The following is a 13462-nucleotide window of genomic DNA, read 5'->3' as shown; positions in this document are numbered from 1 at the left end:
TGCGGTCAGGTGGGTCATGTCGTAGACTTCGCCATTGGCGGTAAGCCGGCCATGGAAGGCGTCGCCATACCAGGAGGCCAGGCCGACCTTGGCGTAGCGCTTGTCTTCCTTCGGGTAATACCACTTGCCGCGGACCTGATAGGGTTTGCCGAGCTGATCCCTGCCGCCGCCACGTTGGATGCGCCCATTCTGCGAGATCACACGCGGGCTTGCCTTCACGCCATATTCGGATTCGGCGAAATATTCCTTGGAGCGGGTCTTCTTGTAGACCATCGCTTTCGGCTCGGGCTGCGACGCACAAGCCGCCAGCAAGGCGGCCGACATGGCGAACAACGCGACTGTAGCAGCGCGACGAAGACGCGGTTGCGTCACAGCCTGCATTTTCCTGATGTCCCCTTCAGTCTTGACCTAGACGTCGTATCCAACCGTCGAAGAAGCCGAAACACTCACCCGACCAATACCAACGACGCCTTTGAACCCCGATCCTTTGTGCGCAGGAATTGCTTATCACGGTATTAACCGATTGTGGCTGCAACCGGGCAAGATTGTGGCGTCTCCACCACGAGAGCCCTCTGAAAAGTAACGATTTTCGCGCTTCCACGCGAGAGATGTGATGCCCTCTGCCACAGAGAGCCTGGCTTCGCTCCTGCCGGCGATACCTGCCCGTTGACAGGCTTTGTCGGGCAGCGGACCGACAGTCCGGAACAAAGAAATGCGCCGCTAGTTTCATCCGCAGGGCACTCGAACAGAAGGATGAGCATGATGAAAATGGCTTCATTGACAATCGCGATCGCAATGTCACTTTCTGCCGGGTCTGCGATCGCCGCATGCCCGGACAAGTCGGCTTCCAATGCCGGGACGGATGCCGAGCAGACCGCCGGCATTTCGAAAGATGGAACTCACGCGCCCTTAGAGGCCCCGAAAGCCACGGACAGCGCGGGCAAGCCAACCGCCAAGGATGGCGCCACAATGCCATTGGCGGGCGCTGAAGGCGGCGGCGACAAGAATCTCGCAACCTCGCAGCAGGACATTGAGGCGCAGCAGCATGGTGATAAGGCCGCGGCGGCAAAGGCCGATGAAAGCTGCAAAGACTGAGGACAGCTCAGGCCGGAGCCAAATTGCAGCTTCGGCCTTCCTCACCAGCAGCTGTTCCCTTGGCGAACTAAATTTTTGGGGAAATACCGCAGCCGTCCCAAGAGGTTGGCCCTGTGGGGATTAACCCGTCCGCCCGGTTGCTTGATGGGTTCCGGTCGATAGCCGGATTGCGCCCTTGCCTGGCCCCCTGCATGCAAGCACTGCAGCGCCTCACATCTCGGGCAACGCCCGCGGCGGGCTCTCTTCTTCATGCACCATTGGACCGCGCTAGTCCCGGTGCTCGATCCCGACACGCTCAGAGTCTGCCCAGGAAAGCAGGAACCGACGCAGCGGTGGTTGACGCAGCCCTCAATGCCGCTTTACAGGAATGAGGCGTGAACCAGCCGGGAGCGCCTTCGGTGCCAATCCGGTGCCAACAGGCCAAACGAGCTGGCCTCGCGCTACCCAAGTGGTTGAAGAATTACGATGGAGGAATGGCCGAGCGGTTTAAGGCACCGGTCTTGAAAACCGGCGTGGGTGCAAGCTCACCGTGGGTTCGAATCCCACTTCCTCCGCCAGACGTCGAAGGTCCGTTCCGGAGACATGGGTAGCAGTTTGTACCTAAGACATGATGACAACCGCGTGCTTGACGGGTTGTCGATTGGATGCAAGGTCCTCTGTTCCAGTCGATATATCCGAACTGCGAGTCATCGTCTCGATCAGAGCGCCCGGTTGCGTCAGGCTCACTTTGAAGTTCGGATGGATGACTGTTATTTCCTCTCGGGAGCGCTCCGCCGAACATCTCCATGGTCCTTTGAATGAGGCGATAGATAGTCAGGCTGCGCCGGCTGCAGTTGCGGTCAATGGCTGGAGGAAGTGATCGTTGATGACACCGGCCGCCCCTGCATTCGGGCATGGGCGGCCGTCTTGTGGAGTGGGATGACGCGGCTCGATAAGCAGCCAGCCTGTTGGCGCTGGATCGCTCCAGCTTTCGTCACCTCCGCCCAGATCAGCCCGCGGCGCTCGGCACCGGCGTGTTGAGCAGCTGCTGTTCCCAGAGGTACGCGATGCCGCTGCCGCCGAAGTGCTGAATGAGAATCTCGGTCAGCTCCTCGACATGCTCGGTGCGCGCCCAATCGCGTTGCCATTCGCCAGTGAGCGCCATCACGGTCATCACGTTCGCGCCGGCCGCGATCATTCGCTGGATGGCAACTTCGTGAGACTCCCTCGAAATCCCGCCCGACGCGTCGGTGATCACGGTCACGTCCCAGCCTTCGCCGGCGGCCTGGATCACAGGCATTGCGACGCAGACCTCGGTCCACAGGCCGGCGATGATCAGCTGCTTGCGGCCGGTCGCCTTGACGACGTTCACCACATTCTCGTCCTGCCAGGTGTTCACCCAGGTGCGATCGATGACTTCCTGGTCCGGAAATACGTCGGTGATCTGCTTGAAGAGAAGTCCTCCGCGCGCCGCAATCACGCTGGTGAGAATGGTCGGAACACCGAAGGCTTTTGCTAGCTTCGCCAGCGCGGTCGTGTTGTTGACCACCATGTGTGGGTCGTGGCTGTTCAGATTGGCCAGCTGATAGGGCTGGTGGTCGATCAGGACGAGGACCGAATCTGCGGGACGAAGAAGCGAAGCAAGGCCGTTACGAGGGGTCATCAAGACTTCCTTTCTCTGCCGTCTGGACGGCATGGGTTTTCGGGAGACATGCGCCAGCGGGCGACGTTGCCGAAACGCAATTTGCTGTTCCTTTTAATGATGCGATAGTGCCATATTCAGGCAAGCTGTGTCGCGAAACGAGGAACGCCGATTGGACATCGAAGATCTGCAGACATTCGTCGTAGTGGCCGATGCCGGGGGCGTATCGGCCGCCGCCCGCCGACTCGGCGTCTCCAAGTCGATCGTCAGTCGGCGGCTCTTTCGGGTTGAGGCGGAGCTTGGCGTCCAGCTTCTTGCACGAACGACCCGCGGCGCCGCGCTCACGGAGGCGGGAATTACTTTCAGAGATCATGCGGCCCGAGCCAGCGCCGAGATTGATACGGCCAGGGAAGCGATCTTCCCCACCGGTGAGCTACGCGGCCGCCTGAGGGTTGCCATGCCGCTTACTTTCGGCGCGACCCATTTTGCCCCCGTGCTCGCGGAAATGGCGCGTCTGCACCCGAATCTTCACATCCATACTTCATACAGCGATCGCTTCGTCGATCTCATCGCAGAGGGTTTCGATTGCGCGATCCGGGGCGCCTACCTTCAGGACTCCAACCTGATCGCGAAGCGCGTCGGGCCTATCCATGGAAAGCTTGTCGCGAGCCCGGACTACATCAAAGCGCACGCGTCACCCGAGACTCCGGACGAACTCGTCACCCATCAGGCCCTCATGCAGGGAACGGAAGCCTGGCAGTTCATGGATGGCGGCAAGATTGTTACGGTCCAGCCGCAGGGAAGATTCAAGGCCGACAGCGCCACGGCGCTTGCCGCGGCGGCGGCGGCGGGTCTCGGCATCGCCTGGCTCCCCGATTGCATTACACATGAACATGTGGCCTCCGGCGCGCTGGTCCCGATCATGACACGCTATCCGGTACCTCCGGGAGCTGCGTATGTCGTACGCCCGCCGGGGCAGCATCCTACGCGGAAAGTGCGCGTCCTCACCGAGATGCTGATTGAGTATTTCAAACGCAACCCGGATCTTTGGGGTCTTGACGGCTAGGACACGAACGGTTCGAGCCGTGTCAAAGAACCGCGTTCGACGGTCCCATTGCTCCGAGCCGTTGCGTTCGGCGACATTGCTTGCACGTTCCGTGCGTCAGCGCCCTTACAGAGCCTTTAGCCTTTGGAAAGGGAGATGTGTTTCTTCTCGAGGGAGCAGGCGGCGCGCCGGCAGCAGAGGCGAATCGATGGATATCTTTGGCATCAAGGCACTGTTGATCTGCGCGCTGACCTTCATTCCGTTCGAACATCTGTTTGCCGAGCGGCCGCAGAAGATTTTCCGCAAGGGGTTTGCTGTCGATCTGATTTATCTGCTGTTCAACGGCTTCATCATAAAGCTGGCCATCGTCATGATGGCGGCAGGCGCGCTCGGTGCCGCTGCGCTCCTTGTCCCGCCGGCGATAACGCAGGCCGTCAGCGGCCAGCCCGTCTGGCTGCAGGTTGCCGAAATCATCGTGATTACCGATATCGGCGTCTACTGGACACATCGGGCCTTCCACAAAATCCCCGCGCTTTGGAAGTTCCATGCCGTTCACCACGGCATTGAGGAACTCGACTGGCTCGGGGCCTTCCACAATCACCCCGTCGACGCCATCGTCACAAAGGCGATATCGCTGACGCCGATCTTTTTCCTCGGCTTCTCGGAAGCCTCGATCGCCGTCTTTTCGACCATCTACCTTGGACACACGCTGCTTGTGCATTCAAACGTGCGGATTCCGTTCGGCCCTTTGAAGTGGCTGATCGCCAGCCCGCAGTTCCATCGCTGGCACCATGCCAACCAGCGCGAAGCCTATGACAAGAACTTCGCCGGGCAGTTGCCTTTCCTCGACATGCTGTTCGGCACCTACAATCCCACCGGCGACAAGGTGCCGGAAAAGTACGGCGTCGACGATCCGATCCCCTCCACCTATTTCGGTCAGATCGGCTATCCCCTCCTGCGCCGCAGGAAGCTGCCGAACCGGGCAGTGCCGAACACCGAAGCCTGACAGATGGCCCGACGGTGCGGTATCCACCCCGATCCGCTTTCGGGCCGTGGAACGCCGAACCCCGGGAAGGCTTTTCGCGTCGAATCGGCTAAACCTTGAGCATGAACGAAACCTCACTCTATGCGCCGGTGAAGCGGTTCCTCGAAAGCCTCGACTTCGTCGTCAAAGGCGAGATCGGCGGCTGCGATGTCGTTGCGTTGCGCGAGGGGGAGCCGCCGGTTGTCGTCATCTGCGAGTTGAAGCTGCAGTTCAATCTCGAACTGGTGCTGCAAGGTGTCGATCGCGCGGCGGCCTGCGACGAGGTGTGGCTGGCCGCGCGCATGTCGGCCCGCGGCAAGGGCCGCGAAAGCGACGCCAGGTTCCGCAATCTCTGCCGCCGTCTTGGCTTCGGCCTGCTCGGTGTGACCGCGACGGACCGGGTCGAGGTGCTTCTCAGCCCGATCGCGCTGGCGCCGCGCAAGAATGCCCGCCGGCGCTCTCGTCTGGTCGACGAGCACCAGCGCCGCCGCGGCGATCCGGTTGCCGGAGGAGGATCGCGCAATCCGATCATGACGGCCTATCGCCAAAGCGCCCTCGCCTGCGCTGCCGCCATGGTGGACGGACCCAGGCGGCCGCGAGATCTGAAGGCGGTGACGCCGATCGCGCCGAAAATCCTGCAGCACAATGTCTATGGCTGGTTCGCGCGCGTCGACCGCGGCCTTTACGGTCTCACCGATGCCGGCCGTGCGTCTTTGGTCCGTTGGCCGCAGGCATCGCACGACGAATCCCGACACGCAATTTTGAACGCACCGGCCATATGATTGAAGATTCCCGCGGCGTCCGAGGCGGTTCGCTCGGTTGATTTCTCCGACAAAATATGTTGGTTGTCCCGCCCATGAAGAAGCTCTGCATGACCGCCTTGGCGTCAGTGACACTGAGTTTTCCAGCCAGCGCAATGGACAGTGCATTGCGCGCCGGTCTGATGAAACTCGATCCCCAAACCCGTCTTGAACAGCGTTGCGACGCCGAAGTGCTCGACCGCATCACCCATGACGATCGCAAATTCAAAGCCGATCGCGTCGTCGCCTACGCCTTCGCCACGCCCGAGATGGGCGCCGATGCAATCAAGAGCTCGGGTGCTGCGTTTCGCAGCAAGGGGCAGTGGTACCGGCTGAAATTCAAGTGCCAGACCGCGCCGGACCATATGGAAGTTCTGCAGCTCCGTTACCGGATCGGGGACGAGATTCCAGAAGCCGACTGGGCAAAGTACAATCTCTACGATTGATTTGCGATCGGCCGTGGTTTTGCCCGGCTGTCGGTGAGTGCCGCAAAGCCTGATCCGGTTTGACGCAACGCTGCTTCGGTGATGCAGCCACGCGTGATCCCTTGACGCCAGGGGACCACCAAGTTAGGGCCTCTGGATAATCGACGAACACTCGGCAAAATCAGCAAGGGCTTCCTGTCGATGGACATTTTTTTCAGCGCTGCCAGTCTGACCGCCCTGCTCCAGGTCATCGCCATCGACCTCGTGCTGGCTGGCGACAATGCGATCGTCATCGGCCTCGCCGCGGCCGGCCTGCCAGCCGAACAACGCAAGAAGGCGATTCTTCTCGGCGTGGTGGCGGCAACGGTGCTGCGCATCGGGTTTGCCGCAATTACCGTCAAGCTGCTGGCGATCGTCGGCCTGCTGCTCGCCGGCGGCATCCTGCTGCTGTGGGTCTGCTGGAAGATGTATCGCGAGTTGCGTACGTCGCATGCCGATGAACTGGAAGCGACCGAGGCACTGTCGAATTCGGACCTCAACAACGACCAGGCGGTCGCCGGCAAGACGAAGCGCAAGACGCTTGGCCAGGCTGCCTTGCAGATTGTCGTCGCCGATGTGTCGATGTCGCTCGACAACGTGTTGGCGGTGGCTGGAGCGGCGCGTGATCATTTTCCGGTGCTGATCATCGGCCTGGTGCTGTCGATCGCCCTAATGGGGCTGGCCGCGACTTTCATTGCCAAGCTGCTGCATCGCCACCGCTGGATTGCCTATGTCGGCCTGCTGATCATTTTCTATGTGGCTGTGGACATGATCTATCGTGGCGCGGTGGAGGTTTGGCCGCATGTAAACGGTGCGGTCGGCTGAGGCTGGCGGACATCGGCATCTTCACGCCGTGGAAGCAAGACCGCCGTGCGTTTTGCCGCATCGCGGGCGTGCCCATACCAATGCCGCAATAAGTGTGGTACTGCGCCGGCAATCCTGAAAAGCCCGGAAACGCTCTATGTCCGCTCCACGCGTGAGTTTTGTCAGTCTTGGATGCCCGAAGGCCCTTGTGGATTCGGAGCGCATCATCACGCGCCTGCGCGCCGAAGGTTACGAAATCGCCCGCAAGCATGACGGCGCCGACCTTGTCGTCGTCAACACTTGCGGCTTTCTCGATTCCGCTCGCGACGAGTCGCTCAACGCCATCGGCTCCGCGCTTTCGGAAAACGGCCGGGTGATCGTCACCGGTTGCCTGGGCGCAGAGCCGGACGTCATTCGCGAAAAGCACCCCAATGTGCTGGCGATCACCGGGCCGCAGGCCTATGAGAGCGTGATGGCTGCCGTGCATGAGGCCGCGCCGCCTTCGCACGACCCTTATGTCGATCTTTTGCCGCCGCAGGGTGTCAAGCTGACGCCGCGCCACTACGCCTATCTGAAAATTTCCGAAGGCTGCAACAACCGCTGTACCTTTTGCATCATTCCGGCACTGCGTGGCGACCTCGTCTCGCGGCCGGCGGCCGATGTGCTGCGCGAGGCCGAGAAACTGGCCAAGGCTGGGGTCAAGGAACTTCTGGTGATCTCACAGGACACCAGCGCCTACGGCATCGACATCAAGTATCAGACGTCGATGTTCGGCGACCGTGAGGTGCGCGCAAAATTCCTCGATCTGTCCGAGGAACTGGGCAAGCTGGGCATCTGGGTGCGCATGCACTATGTCTACCCCTACCCGCATGTCGCCGACGTCATCCCGCTGATGGCAGAGGGCAAGATCCTTCCTTACCTGGATATCCCCTTCCAGCACGCTTCGCCGCAGGTATTGAAGAACATGCGCCGGCCGGCACACGGCGAAAAGACGCTCGAGCGCATTCGCGGCTGGCGTGAGGTCTGCCCGGATCTGGCCATTCGCTCCACCTTCATCGTCGGCTTCCCCGGCGAGACGGACGACGATTTCGAGATGCTGCTAGACTGGCTCGACGAGGCCAAGATCGATCGCGCCGGCTGCTTCAAATACGAGCCGGTCCGCGGCGCCCGCTCCAACGATCTCGGTCTCGAACAGGTTCCCCAAGAGATCAAGGAGGCGCGTTGGCACCGTTTCATGCAGCGCCAGCAGAAGATTTCGGCAACGCAGCTGGCCAAGAAGGTCGGCAAGCGCCTGCCGGTGCTGATCGACGAGGCGCATGGCACGTCGGCAAAGGGCCGCACCAAATACGACGCGCCCGAGATCGATGGCTCGGTGCATATCCAGTCGCGCCGCCCTTTGCGCCAGGGCGATATCGTCACCGTCAAGATCGACCGCGCCGACGCCTATGACCTTTATGGTTCGGCGGTCTGAGGGCCGTATTTACTACATCTGGCGATAGTTCAGCCTTTTAACCCGCTCAGCCGCGATCCGCTCTATGGTTTGCGGACCGGAGATGCGGGGGAATGCGGATGAACACCAGATCTGCGGAACAAAATTACATCGCGACGCTGGATTTGCTCAGGCTGGCGGCAGCACTTGCTGTCGTGTTCTTTCACTATTTCTTTCGCGGCGCGGCCGCCGAAGGCTACCTCGCGCAGGGCTATCCGCTTGCCGCACCGTTCGCCCTCTACGGCTATCTCGGCGTCAATCTGTTCTTCCTGATCAGCGGTTTCGTCATTGCCTGGTCGGCGGAAAACCGGAGCTGGGATCAGTTTGCGATCGCGCGGTTCGTTCGCCTCTATCCGGGTTTTCTGTTCTGCATGACGATCACCTTCGCAGTTCTCACCCTTGCCGGCACACCGTTGCTTCCAGCCTCTTTCAGCCAGTATGTCGCCAACCTGTCGATGTTCGCGCCGGCCTTCGGCCAACCCTTCATGGACGGCGTCTACTGGTCGATCGTGCTTGAACTGGTGTTCTACGGATGGATCACGCTGGCCCTGTTCACCGGGCTCTTCCAGAAACGCAAGCTGGAGCTGATCTTCATCTGGCTGGCAATCTCGGCCTTGAACGAGTTCTTCATCGGCAGCGGCGGAGCCAGGCTGCTGTTCCTCACCGAGTTCGGCCCGTTCTTCGCCGCCGGCGTGCTGGTCCACCACATCCATTCGCATGGCCGTTCTGTGCCGGCCCTGCTGCTGCTCGCCGCCGCGTTCCTGATCTCCTGCGGAACGCTGTCGGTGACGCAGCGCTGGATGCTTGGCCACTACGGCATCGCCGTCTCCTCGGCCAATCTTGTCCTCGCCAACGCCGTCATGCACGCGGCTCTGATCGGCGCGGTGCTGCTGCGCCACCGTGTGAGGGCATCGGCGCTCACCCTGGCGCTGGGCGGGCTGACCTATCCGCTCTATCTGCTGCATCAGGAGATCGGCTATCTCGCCATCAATGCGGCAACGCCCCTTGTCGGCAAATGGATTGCCGCCCTTGGTTGCATCGTGCTCATGCTTTTCATTTCGTGGGCGATCTGGCGCACCTGCGAACGACCGGTACAGCGGTTGCTCAGGTTCTGGCTCGGCCGTGTGGTCGATGCCGGACGAACGCGGTTTCATCGCCCCTCTGCCGGCGCACAGCCCGCCGAATGAAGAAGGGCGCCTTGCGGCGCCCCTCCGTCTCATGTCTCGCGCTGGTTATTTCGGCAGCTTGTCGTCGACGCCCTTCACATAAAAATTCATGCCGAGCAGCGTGCCGTCGTCGGCGACTTCGCCATCCTTCAGCCATGGCGTGCCGTCCTGCTTGGCGATCGGCCCGGTGAAGGGATTCCAGCCGTCGGAGATCTTCTTTTCGGTGGCTTCGGCCATCGCCTTCACGTCGTCGGGCATGTTGGTATAAGGGGCGAGCTTGACGGCGCCGTCCTTGATGCCGAGCCAGACATTGCCCGGCTTCCAGGTACCGTCGAGGGCTGCCTGGACCCGGCTGATGTAATAGGGACCCCAATCATCGGTGAGCGAAGTCAGCTGCGCCTTGGGCGCGAACTTGATCATGTCCGATGACTGCCCAAAGCCCTTCAGGCCCCGCTCCTCGGCCACTTGCAGGGCAGCGGTCGAATCGGTGTGCTGGACGATGATGTCGGCACCCTGGTCGAACAGCGCCTTGGCGGCGTCGGCTTCCTTGCCCGGATCGAACCAGGAATTCACCCAGACGATCTTGGCTTTGAAGTTCGGGTTAATCGACTGTGCGCCGAGCATGAAGGAGTTGATGCCCATCACCACTTCGGGAATCGGGAAGGAAACGATGTAGCCGGCAACGCCGGCCTTCGATTCCTTGGCGGCGATCTGGCCGAGCACGTAGCGGCCTTCGTAGAAACGCGCATTGTAGATGCCGAGATTGTCAGCGGTCTTGTAGCCGGTGGCGTGCTCGAACATCACCTTGGGGAATTTCTTGGCGACCTTCACTTCCGGGTCCATGAAGCCGAAGGAGGTGCCGAAGATGAGCTTGCAGCCTTCGCGCGCCAGGCGCTCGAAAGCGCGGTCGGCGTCGGGACCTTCCGAGACGTTTTCGAGATAGGCTGTTTCGACCTTGTCACCGAGCGCCTTCTTCACATCGAGACGGCCCTGGTCGTGCTGGTAGGAGTAGCCGAAGTCGCCGATCGGGCCGGTGTAGACCCAGCATGCCTTCAGCTTGTCCGCAGCTTCCGCCGTCACTGCCAGCGACATGGCGGCGGTCGTGGTCATCAGGGCAATAAGCAGTTTTTTCATTGTGTTACCTCTCTGAGTTAAGCCTTGGAGCTTCCCGTTTGTTTTTATTGTCAACGATCCGGAACGAATGGCTGCCCCAAGGAAGCCGGCGTGTTCATCATCGTCAGACGCTTGTTGCGCGAGATTAGAACGAGAACCACGATGGTTGCCAGATAGGGCAGCGAAGAAAGGAACTGTGAAGGCACTGGAATACCAAAAGCCTGTGCATGAAGCTGGCCGATCCACACCGCGCCGAAGATGTAGGCGCCGGCCAGCACCCGCCATGGCCGCCAGGAGGCGAACACCACCAGCGCCAGCGCGATCCAGCCGCGGCCGGCGCTCATGTTCTCGACCCATTGCGGCGTGTAGACCAGCGACAGATGGCCGCCGGCAAGCCCGGCACAGGCGCCGCCGAAGATCACCGCGAGATAGCGATAGCGGATGACCTGGATGCCAAGCGCATGGGCCGAGGTGTGGCTGTCGCCGATCGAGCGCAGCGTCAGTCCGGTCCTTGTCTTGAACAGGAACCACATGACGGCCGCGGTGAGCGCGATCGAAATGTAGAAGATCGGGTCCTGACCGAACAGCAGCCTGCCGACGACAGGCATTTCCGTCAGACCGGGAATGTAGAGGTTGGGCAGCCTTTCGCCGGGTTGGCCGACAAAGCTGGTGCCCATCATGCCGGACAGGCCAAGGCCGAGCAGCGTCAGCGACAGGCCGGTCGCCACCTGGTTGGTGGCCAGCGACAGCGTCATGACGGCAAACAGCAGCGAGAACACCGCGCCCATGGCGATTGCCGCCAAAAGGCCGATCCAGGGCGAGCCGGTGAGATAGGTCGCGCCGAATCCGCCGACAGCGCCCATGATCATCATGCCCTCGACGCCGAGATTGAGCACGCCGGAGCGCTCGACCACCAGTTCGCCGATTGCCGCGATCAACAGGGGCGTTGCCGCCGTGGCGATGGTCAGAAGGATGTTTACGGTGATGTCCATCAACGGGCTTCCTTCAACTTTGGCGCGGCTTCGAGTTTCGCGGCACCTTCCGGCTTGGTCAGCGCCAGGCCGACCAGGCGAATGCGGTAGTGGATGAGCGTGTCGCAGCCGAGCACGAAGAACAGCAGCATGCCCTGGAACACCCGCGCCACCTTGTCGGAGATGCCGAGCGCGCTCTGCACCGCTTCGCCGCCGAGATAGGTCAGCGCCAGCACCAGACCGGCGGCAACGATGCCGAGCGGGTTGAGGCGGCCAAGGAAAGCCACGATGATGGCGGTGAAGCCATAGCCGGGCGAAATGACAGGCTGCAGTTGCCCGATGGCGCCCGAGACCTCGGAGATGCCGGCGAGACCCGCCAGAGCGCCTGACAGCAGGAAAGCAAAAAAGACCATGCGGTTGAGGCCGAAGCCGGCGAAGCGCCCTGCCCGCGGGCTTGAGCCCAGCACGCGCACCTCAAAACCTTTCAGCATGCGGCTCATCAGGATCCAGACCAGCACCGCGGCGACCAATGCGAAGACAAAACCCCAGTTTGCTCGCCCGGCATCCGGCATCAGCTCCGGCAACACGGCCGAATCGTTGAACTGGATGGTCTGCGGGAAACCATGGCCCTGCGGATCGCGCCAGGGTCCGCGCACCAGCCAATCAAGGAAGAGCTGCGCGACGTAGACCAGCATCAGGCTGGTCAGGATTTCGTTGGTGCCGAAGCGAGTCTTGAGCAGAGCCGGGATCGCGGCATAGGCCGCGCCGCCGACCATGCCGAGCAACAGCATCAGCGGCAGCACCAGCGGACCTTCGAACTGCGGAAACAGCACGGGAACCATCGAACCGGCAATGCCGCCGAGGATGAACTGGCCTTCGGCGCCGATGTTCCAGATGTTGGCCTTGTAGCAGACCGACAGGCCGACGGCGATCAGGATGAGCGGCGCTGCCTTGATCGCCAGCTCATGCAGCTGCCAGACCTGGCTGATCGGCTCGATGAAATAGATATTGAACGCGGTCAGCGGATTGACGCCGAGCAGCGCGAACATGACGGCGCCGGCAATGATGGTCAGCGCGAAGGCGATGAACGGCGACAGGGCCGAAAACAGTATGGAACGCTGCGGGCGTTTGACGAGTTCGAGGCGCATCATGCCGTCTCCAGCGAGTGTTCGGCGTGGCCTGGTTCGGCGCCGCCCATCAGCAAACCTACCTTTTCGAAGGTTGCCTCGGCGATCGGCATAGGCTTCGACAGCTCGCCATTGTGCATGACCGCGATCGCATCCGATATCTCGAACAGCTCGTCGAGATCCTGGCTGATCACCAGCACCGCCGATCCGCTGCGCGACAACTCGATCAAGGCCTGGCGGATATGAGCGGCAGCGCCCGCATCCACGCCCCAGGTCGGCTGGTTCACCACCATGACGCTTGGCCGGCGGTCGAGTTCACGGCCGACGATGAATTTCTGCAGATTGCCGCCCGAAAGGGCCGCGGCCTCCGGATCCGGCGCACTCTTGCGCACATCCATCGCCTCGATGATGCGTTGGGACGCGGCTTGGATGGCACCGCTCTTCATCATCCCGCCGGAACCGACGAACGCCTTGCCGTCGGTGGCATGGCGCGACAGCAGCAGGTTTTCGGAAAGCTTCATGCGCGGTGCCGCACCGTGGCCGAGGCGCTCCTCCGGCACGAAGGCAGCGCCCAGCAGTCGGCGCCCGGTGATGGTGAGGCCACCTGCGTCCTTGCCGCGAATGCGCACCGAGGATGCATCCTGCTGCGGCACTTCGCCTGAGACGGATTCGAAGAACTCGCCCTGGCCGTTGCCGGCGACGCCGGCGATGCCGATCACCTCGCCCGCCCGGACGTTCAGGCT

At 61.7% G+C, this 13462-nt stretch carries 14 protein-coding genes and 1 tRNA gene; 9 read left to right on the top strand and 6 right to left on the bottom strand.

Annotated features, from left to right (window positions below):
* Nucleotides 1-381 (bottom strand): septal ring lytic transglycosylase RlpA family protein (locus EOC06_RS19620; RefSeq protein WP_368773594.1); only part of this gene is annotated, 381 nt, incomplete at its 3' end.
* 372 nt (nucleotides 382-753) lie between these two features.
* On the opposite strand from EOC06_RS19620, the gene EOC06_RS19615 reads away from it, so the two are divergent.
* The gene (locus tag EOC06_RS19615; RefSeq protein WP_236383389.1) at nucleotides 754-1095 is read left to right on the top strand and encodes a hypothetical protein; all 342 of its coding nucleotides are present in this window, start codon (nucleotides 754-756) and stop codon (nucleotides 1093-1095) included.
* Between the two features lie 467 nt (nucleotides 1096-1562).
* A tRNA-Ser gene (locus EOC06_RS19610) sits at nucleotides 1563-1652 on the top strand.
* Nucleotides 1653-2083: 431 nt separating this feature from the next.
* Here EOC06_RS19610 and EOC06_RS19605 read toward each other — a convergent pair.
* Nucleotides 2084-2737, bottom strand: coding sequence for a hydrolase (locus tag EOC06_RS19605; protein ID WP_127268278.1), 654 nt, complete (start codon nucleotides 2735-2737; stop codon nucleotides 2084-2086).
* A 151-nt stretch (nucleotides 2738-2888) separates the two neighbouring features.
* On the opposite strand from EOC06_RS19605, the gene EOC06_RS19600 reads away from it, so the two are divergent.
* The 7 genes from EOC06_RS19600 (at nucleotide 2889) to EOC06_RS19570 (ending at nucleotide 9529) form a co-directional block, all read left to right on the top strand.
* Nucleotides 2889-3782: a LysR family transcriptional regulator gene (locus tag EOC06_RS19600; protein ID WP_127328986.1), complete on the top strand. Its 894-nt coding sequence runs from the start codon at nucleotides 2889-2891 to the stop codon at nucleotides 3780-3782.
* Between the two features lie 187 nt (nucleotides 3783-3969).
* Nucleotides 3970-4767 (top strand): sterol desaturase family protein, encoded by a 798-nt coding sequence (locus EOC06_RS19595; RefSeq protein ID WP_128308557.1) that lies wholly within the window; start codon nucleotides 3970-3972, stop codon nucleotides 4765-4767.
* A 101-nt stretch (nucleotides 4768-4868) separates the two neighbouring features.
* On the top strand, nucleotides 4869-5567 hold the full coding sequence (locus EOC06_RS19590; protein WP_128308556.1) for a DUF2161 domain-containing phosphodiesterase: 699 nt from the start codon (nucleotides 4869-4871) through the stop codon (nucleotides 5565-5567).
* Nucleotides 5568-5623: 56 nt separating this feature from the next.
* On the top strand, nucleotides 5624-6031 hold the full coding sequence (locus EOC06_RS19585; protein ID WP_164898659.1) for a DUF930 domain-containing protein: 408 nt from the start codon (nucleotides 5624-5626) through the stop codon (nucleotides 6029-6031).
* Between the two features lie 180 nt (nucleotides 6032-6211).
* Nucleotides 6212-6874, top strand: coding sequence for a TerC family protein (locus EOC06_RS19580; protein ID WP_127271063.1), 663 nt, complete (start codon nucleotides 6212-6214; stop codon nucleotides 6872-6874).
* A 136-nt stretch (nucleotides 6875-7010) separates the two neighbouring features.
* Nucleotides 7011-8324 carry a 30S ribosomal protein S12 methylthiotransferase RimO gene (gene rimO / locus EOC06_RS19575; protein WP_127380321.1) on the top strand — a complete coding sequence of 438 codons (1314 nt, stop codon included), beginning with the start codon at nucleotides 7011-7013 and terminating at the stop codon, nucleotides 8322-8324.
* Nucleotides 8325-8422: 98 nt separating this feature from the next.
* Nucleotides 8423-9529 carry an acyltransferase gene (locus EOC06_RS19570; RefSeq protein WP_128308554.1) on the top strand — a complete coding sequence of 369 codons (1107 nt, stop codon included), beginning with the start codon at nucleotides 8423-8425 and terminating at the stop codon, nucleotides 9527-9529.
* A 45-nt stretch (nucleotides 9530-9574) separates the two neighbouring features.
* Here the strand turns inward: EOC06_RS19570 and EOC06_RS19565 are convergent, their stop codons facing one another.
* The 4 genes from EOC06_RS19565 to EOC06_RS19550 all read right to left on the bottom strand — a co-directional run.
* Complete coding sequence (locus EOC06_RS19565; protein WP_128308553.1) at nucleotides 9575-10642, bottom strand: BMP family ABC transporter substrate-binding protein; 1068 nt, start codon at nucleotides 10640-10642, stop codon at nucleotides 9575-9577.
* A gap of 50 nt (nucleotides 10643-10692) precedes the next feature.
* The gene (locus EOC06_RS19560; protein ID WP_127268999.1) at nucleotides 10693-11613 is read right to left on the bottom strand and encodes an ABC transporter permease; all 921 of its coding nucleotides are present in this window, start codon (nucleotides 11611-11613) and stop codon (nucleotides 10693-10695) included.
* A complete protein-coding gene (locus EOC06_RS19555) occupies nucleotides 11613-12743 on the bottom strand; it encodes an ABC transporter permease (protein WP_128308552.1) in 1131 nt (376 codons plus the stop codon). The genes EOC06_RS19560 and EOC06_RS19555 overlap by 1 nt, the downstream gene beginning before the upstream one ends.
* Nucleotides 12740-13462 (bottom strand): ATP-binding cassette domain-containing protein (locus tag EOC06_RS19550; RefSeq protein ID WP_128308551.1); only part of this gene is annotated, 723 nt, incomplete at its 5' end. The genes EOC06_RS19550 and EOC06_RS19555, both read right to left, overlap by 4 nt.

It is taken from the genome of Mesorhizobium sp. M7A.F.Ca.MR.362.00.0.0 (assembly GCF_004023175.1).
Lineage (GTDB): Bacteria > Pseudomonadota > Alphaproteobacteria > Rhizobiales > Rhizobiaceae > Mesorhizobium.
The sequence above is the reverse complement of the archived record's forward strand: the minus strand, read 5'-3'. Positions and strand labels throughout refer to the sequence as shown.

Bases quoted from the DNA above. Each gene is read 5' to 3' on its own strand.
- EOC06_RS19605 (WP_127268278.1), bottom strand. From the start codon at position 2,737: ATGACCCCTCGTAACGGCCTTGCTTCGCTTCTTCGTCCCGCAGATTCG.
- rimO (WP_127380321.1), top strand. From the start codon at position 7,011: ATGTCCGCTCCACGCGTGAGTTTTGTCAGTCTTGGATGCCCGAAGGCC.
- EOC06_RS19585 (WP_164898659.1), top strand. From the start codon at position 5,624: ATGTTGGTTGTCCCGCCCATGAAGAAGCTCTGCATGACCGCCTTGGCG.
- EOC06_RS19580 (WP_127271063.1), top strand. From the start codon at position 6,212: ATGGACATTTTTTTCAGCGCTGCCAGTCTGACCGCCCTGCTCCAGGTC.
- EOC06_RS19555 (WP_128308552.1), bottom strand. From the start codon at position 12,743: ATGATGCGCCTCGAACTCGTCAAACGCCCGCAGCGTTCCATACTGTTT.
- EOC06_RS19560 (WP_127268999.1), bottom strand. From the start codon at position 11,613: ATGGACATCACCGTAAACATCCTTCTGACCATCGCCACGGCGGCAACG.
- EOC06_RS19615 (WP_236383389.1), top strand. From the start codon at position 754: ATGAGCATGATGAAAATGGCTTCATTGACAATCGCGATCGCAATGTCA.
- EOC06_RS19565 (WP_128308553.1), bottom strand. From the start codon at position 10,642: ATGAAAAAACTGCTTATTGCCCTGATGACCACGACCGCCGCCATGTCG.
- EOC06_RS19570 (WP_128308554.1), top strand. From the start codon at position 8,423: ATGAACACCAGATCTGCGGAACAAAATTACATCGCGACGCTGGATTTG.
- EOC06_RS19595 (WP_128308557.1), top strand. From the start codon at position 3,970: ATGGATATCTTTGGCATCAAGGCACTGTTGATCTGCGCGCTGACCTTC.
- EOC06_RS19590 (WP_128308556.1), top strand. From the start codon at position 4,869: ATGAACGAAACCTCACTCTATGCGCCGGTGAAGCGGTTCCTCGAAAGC.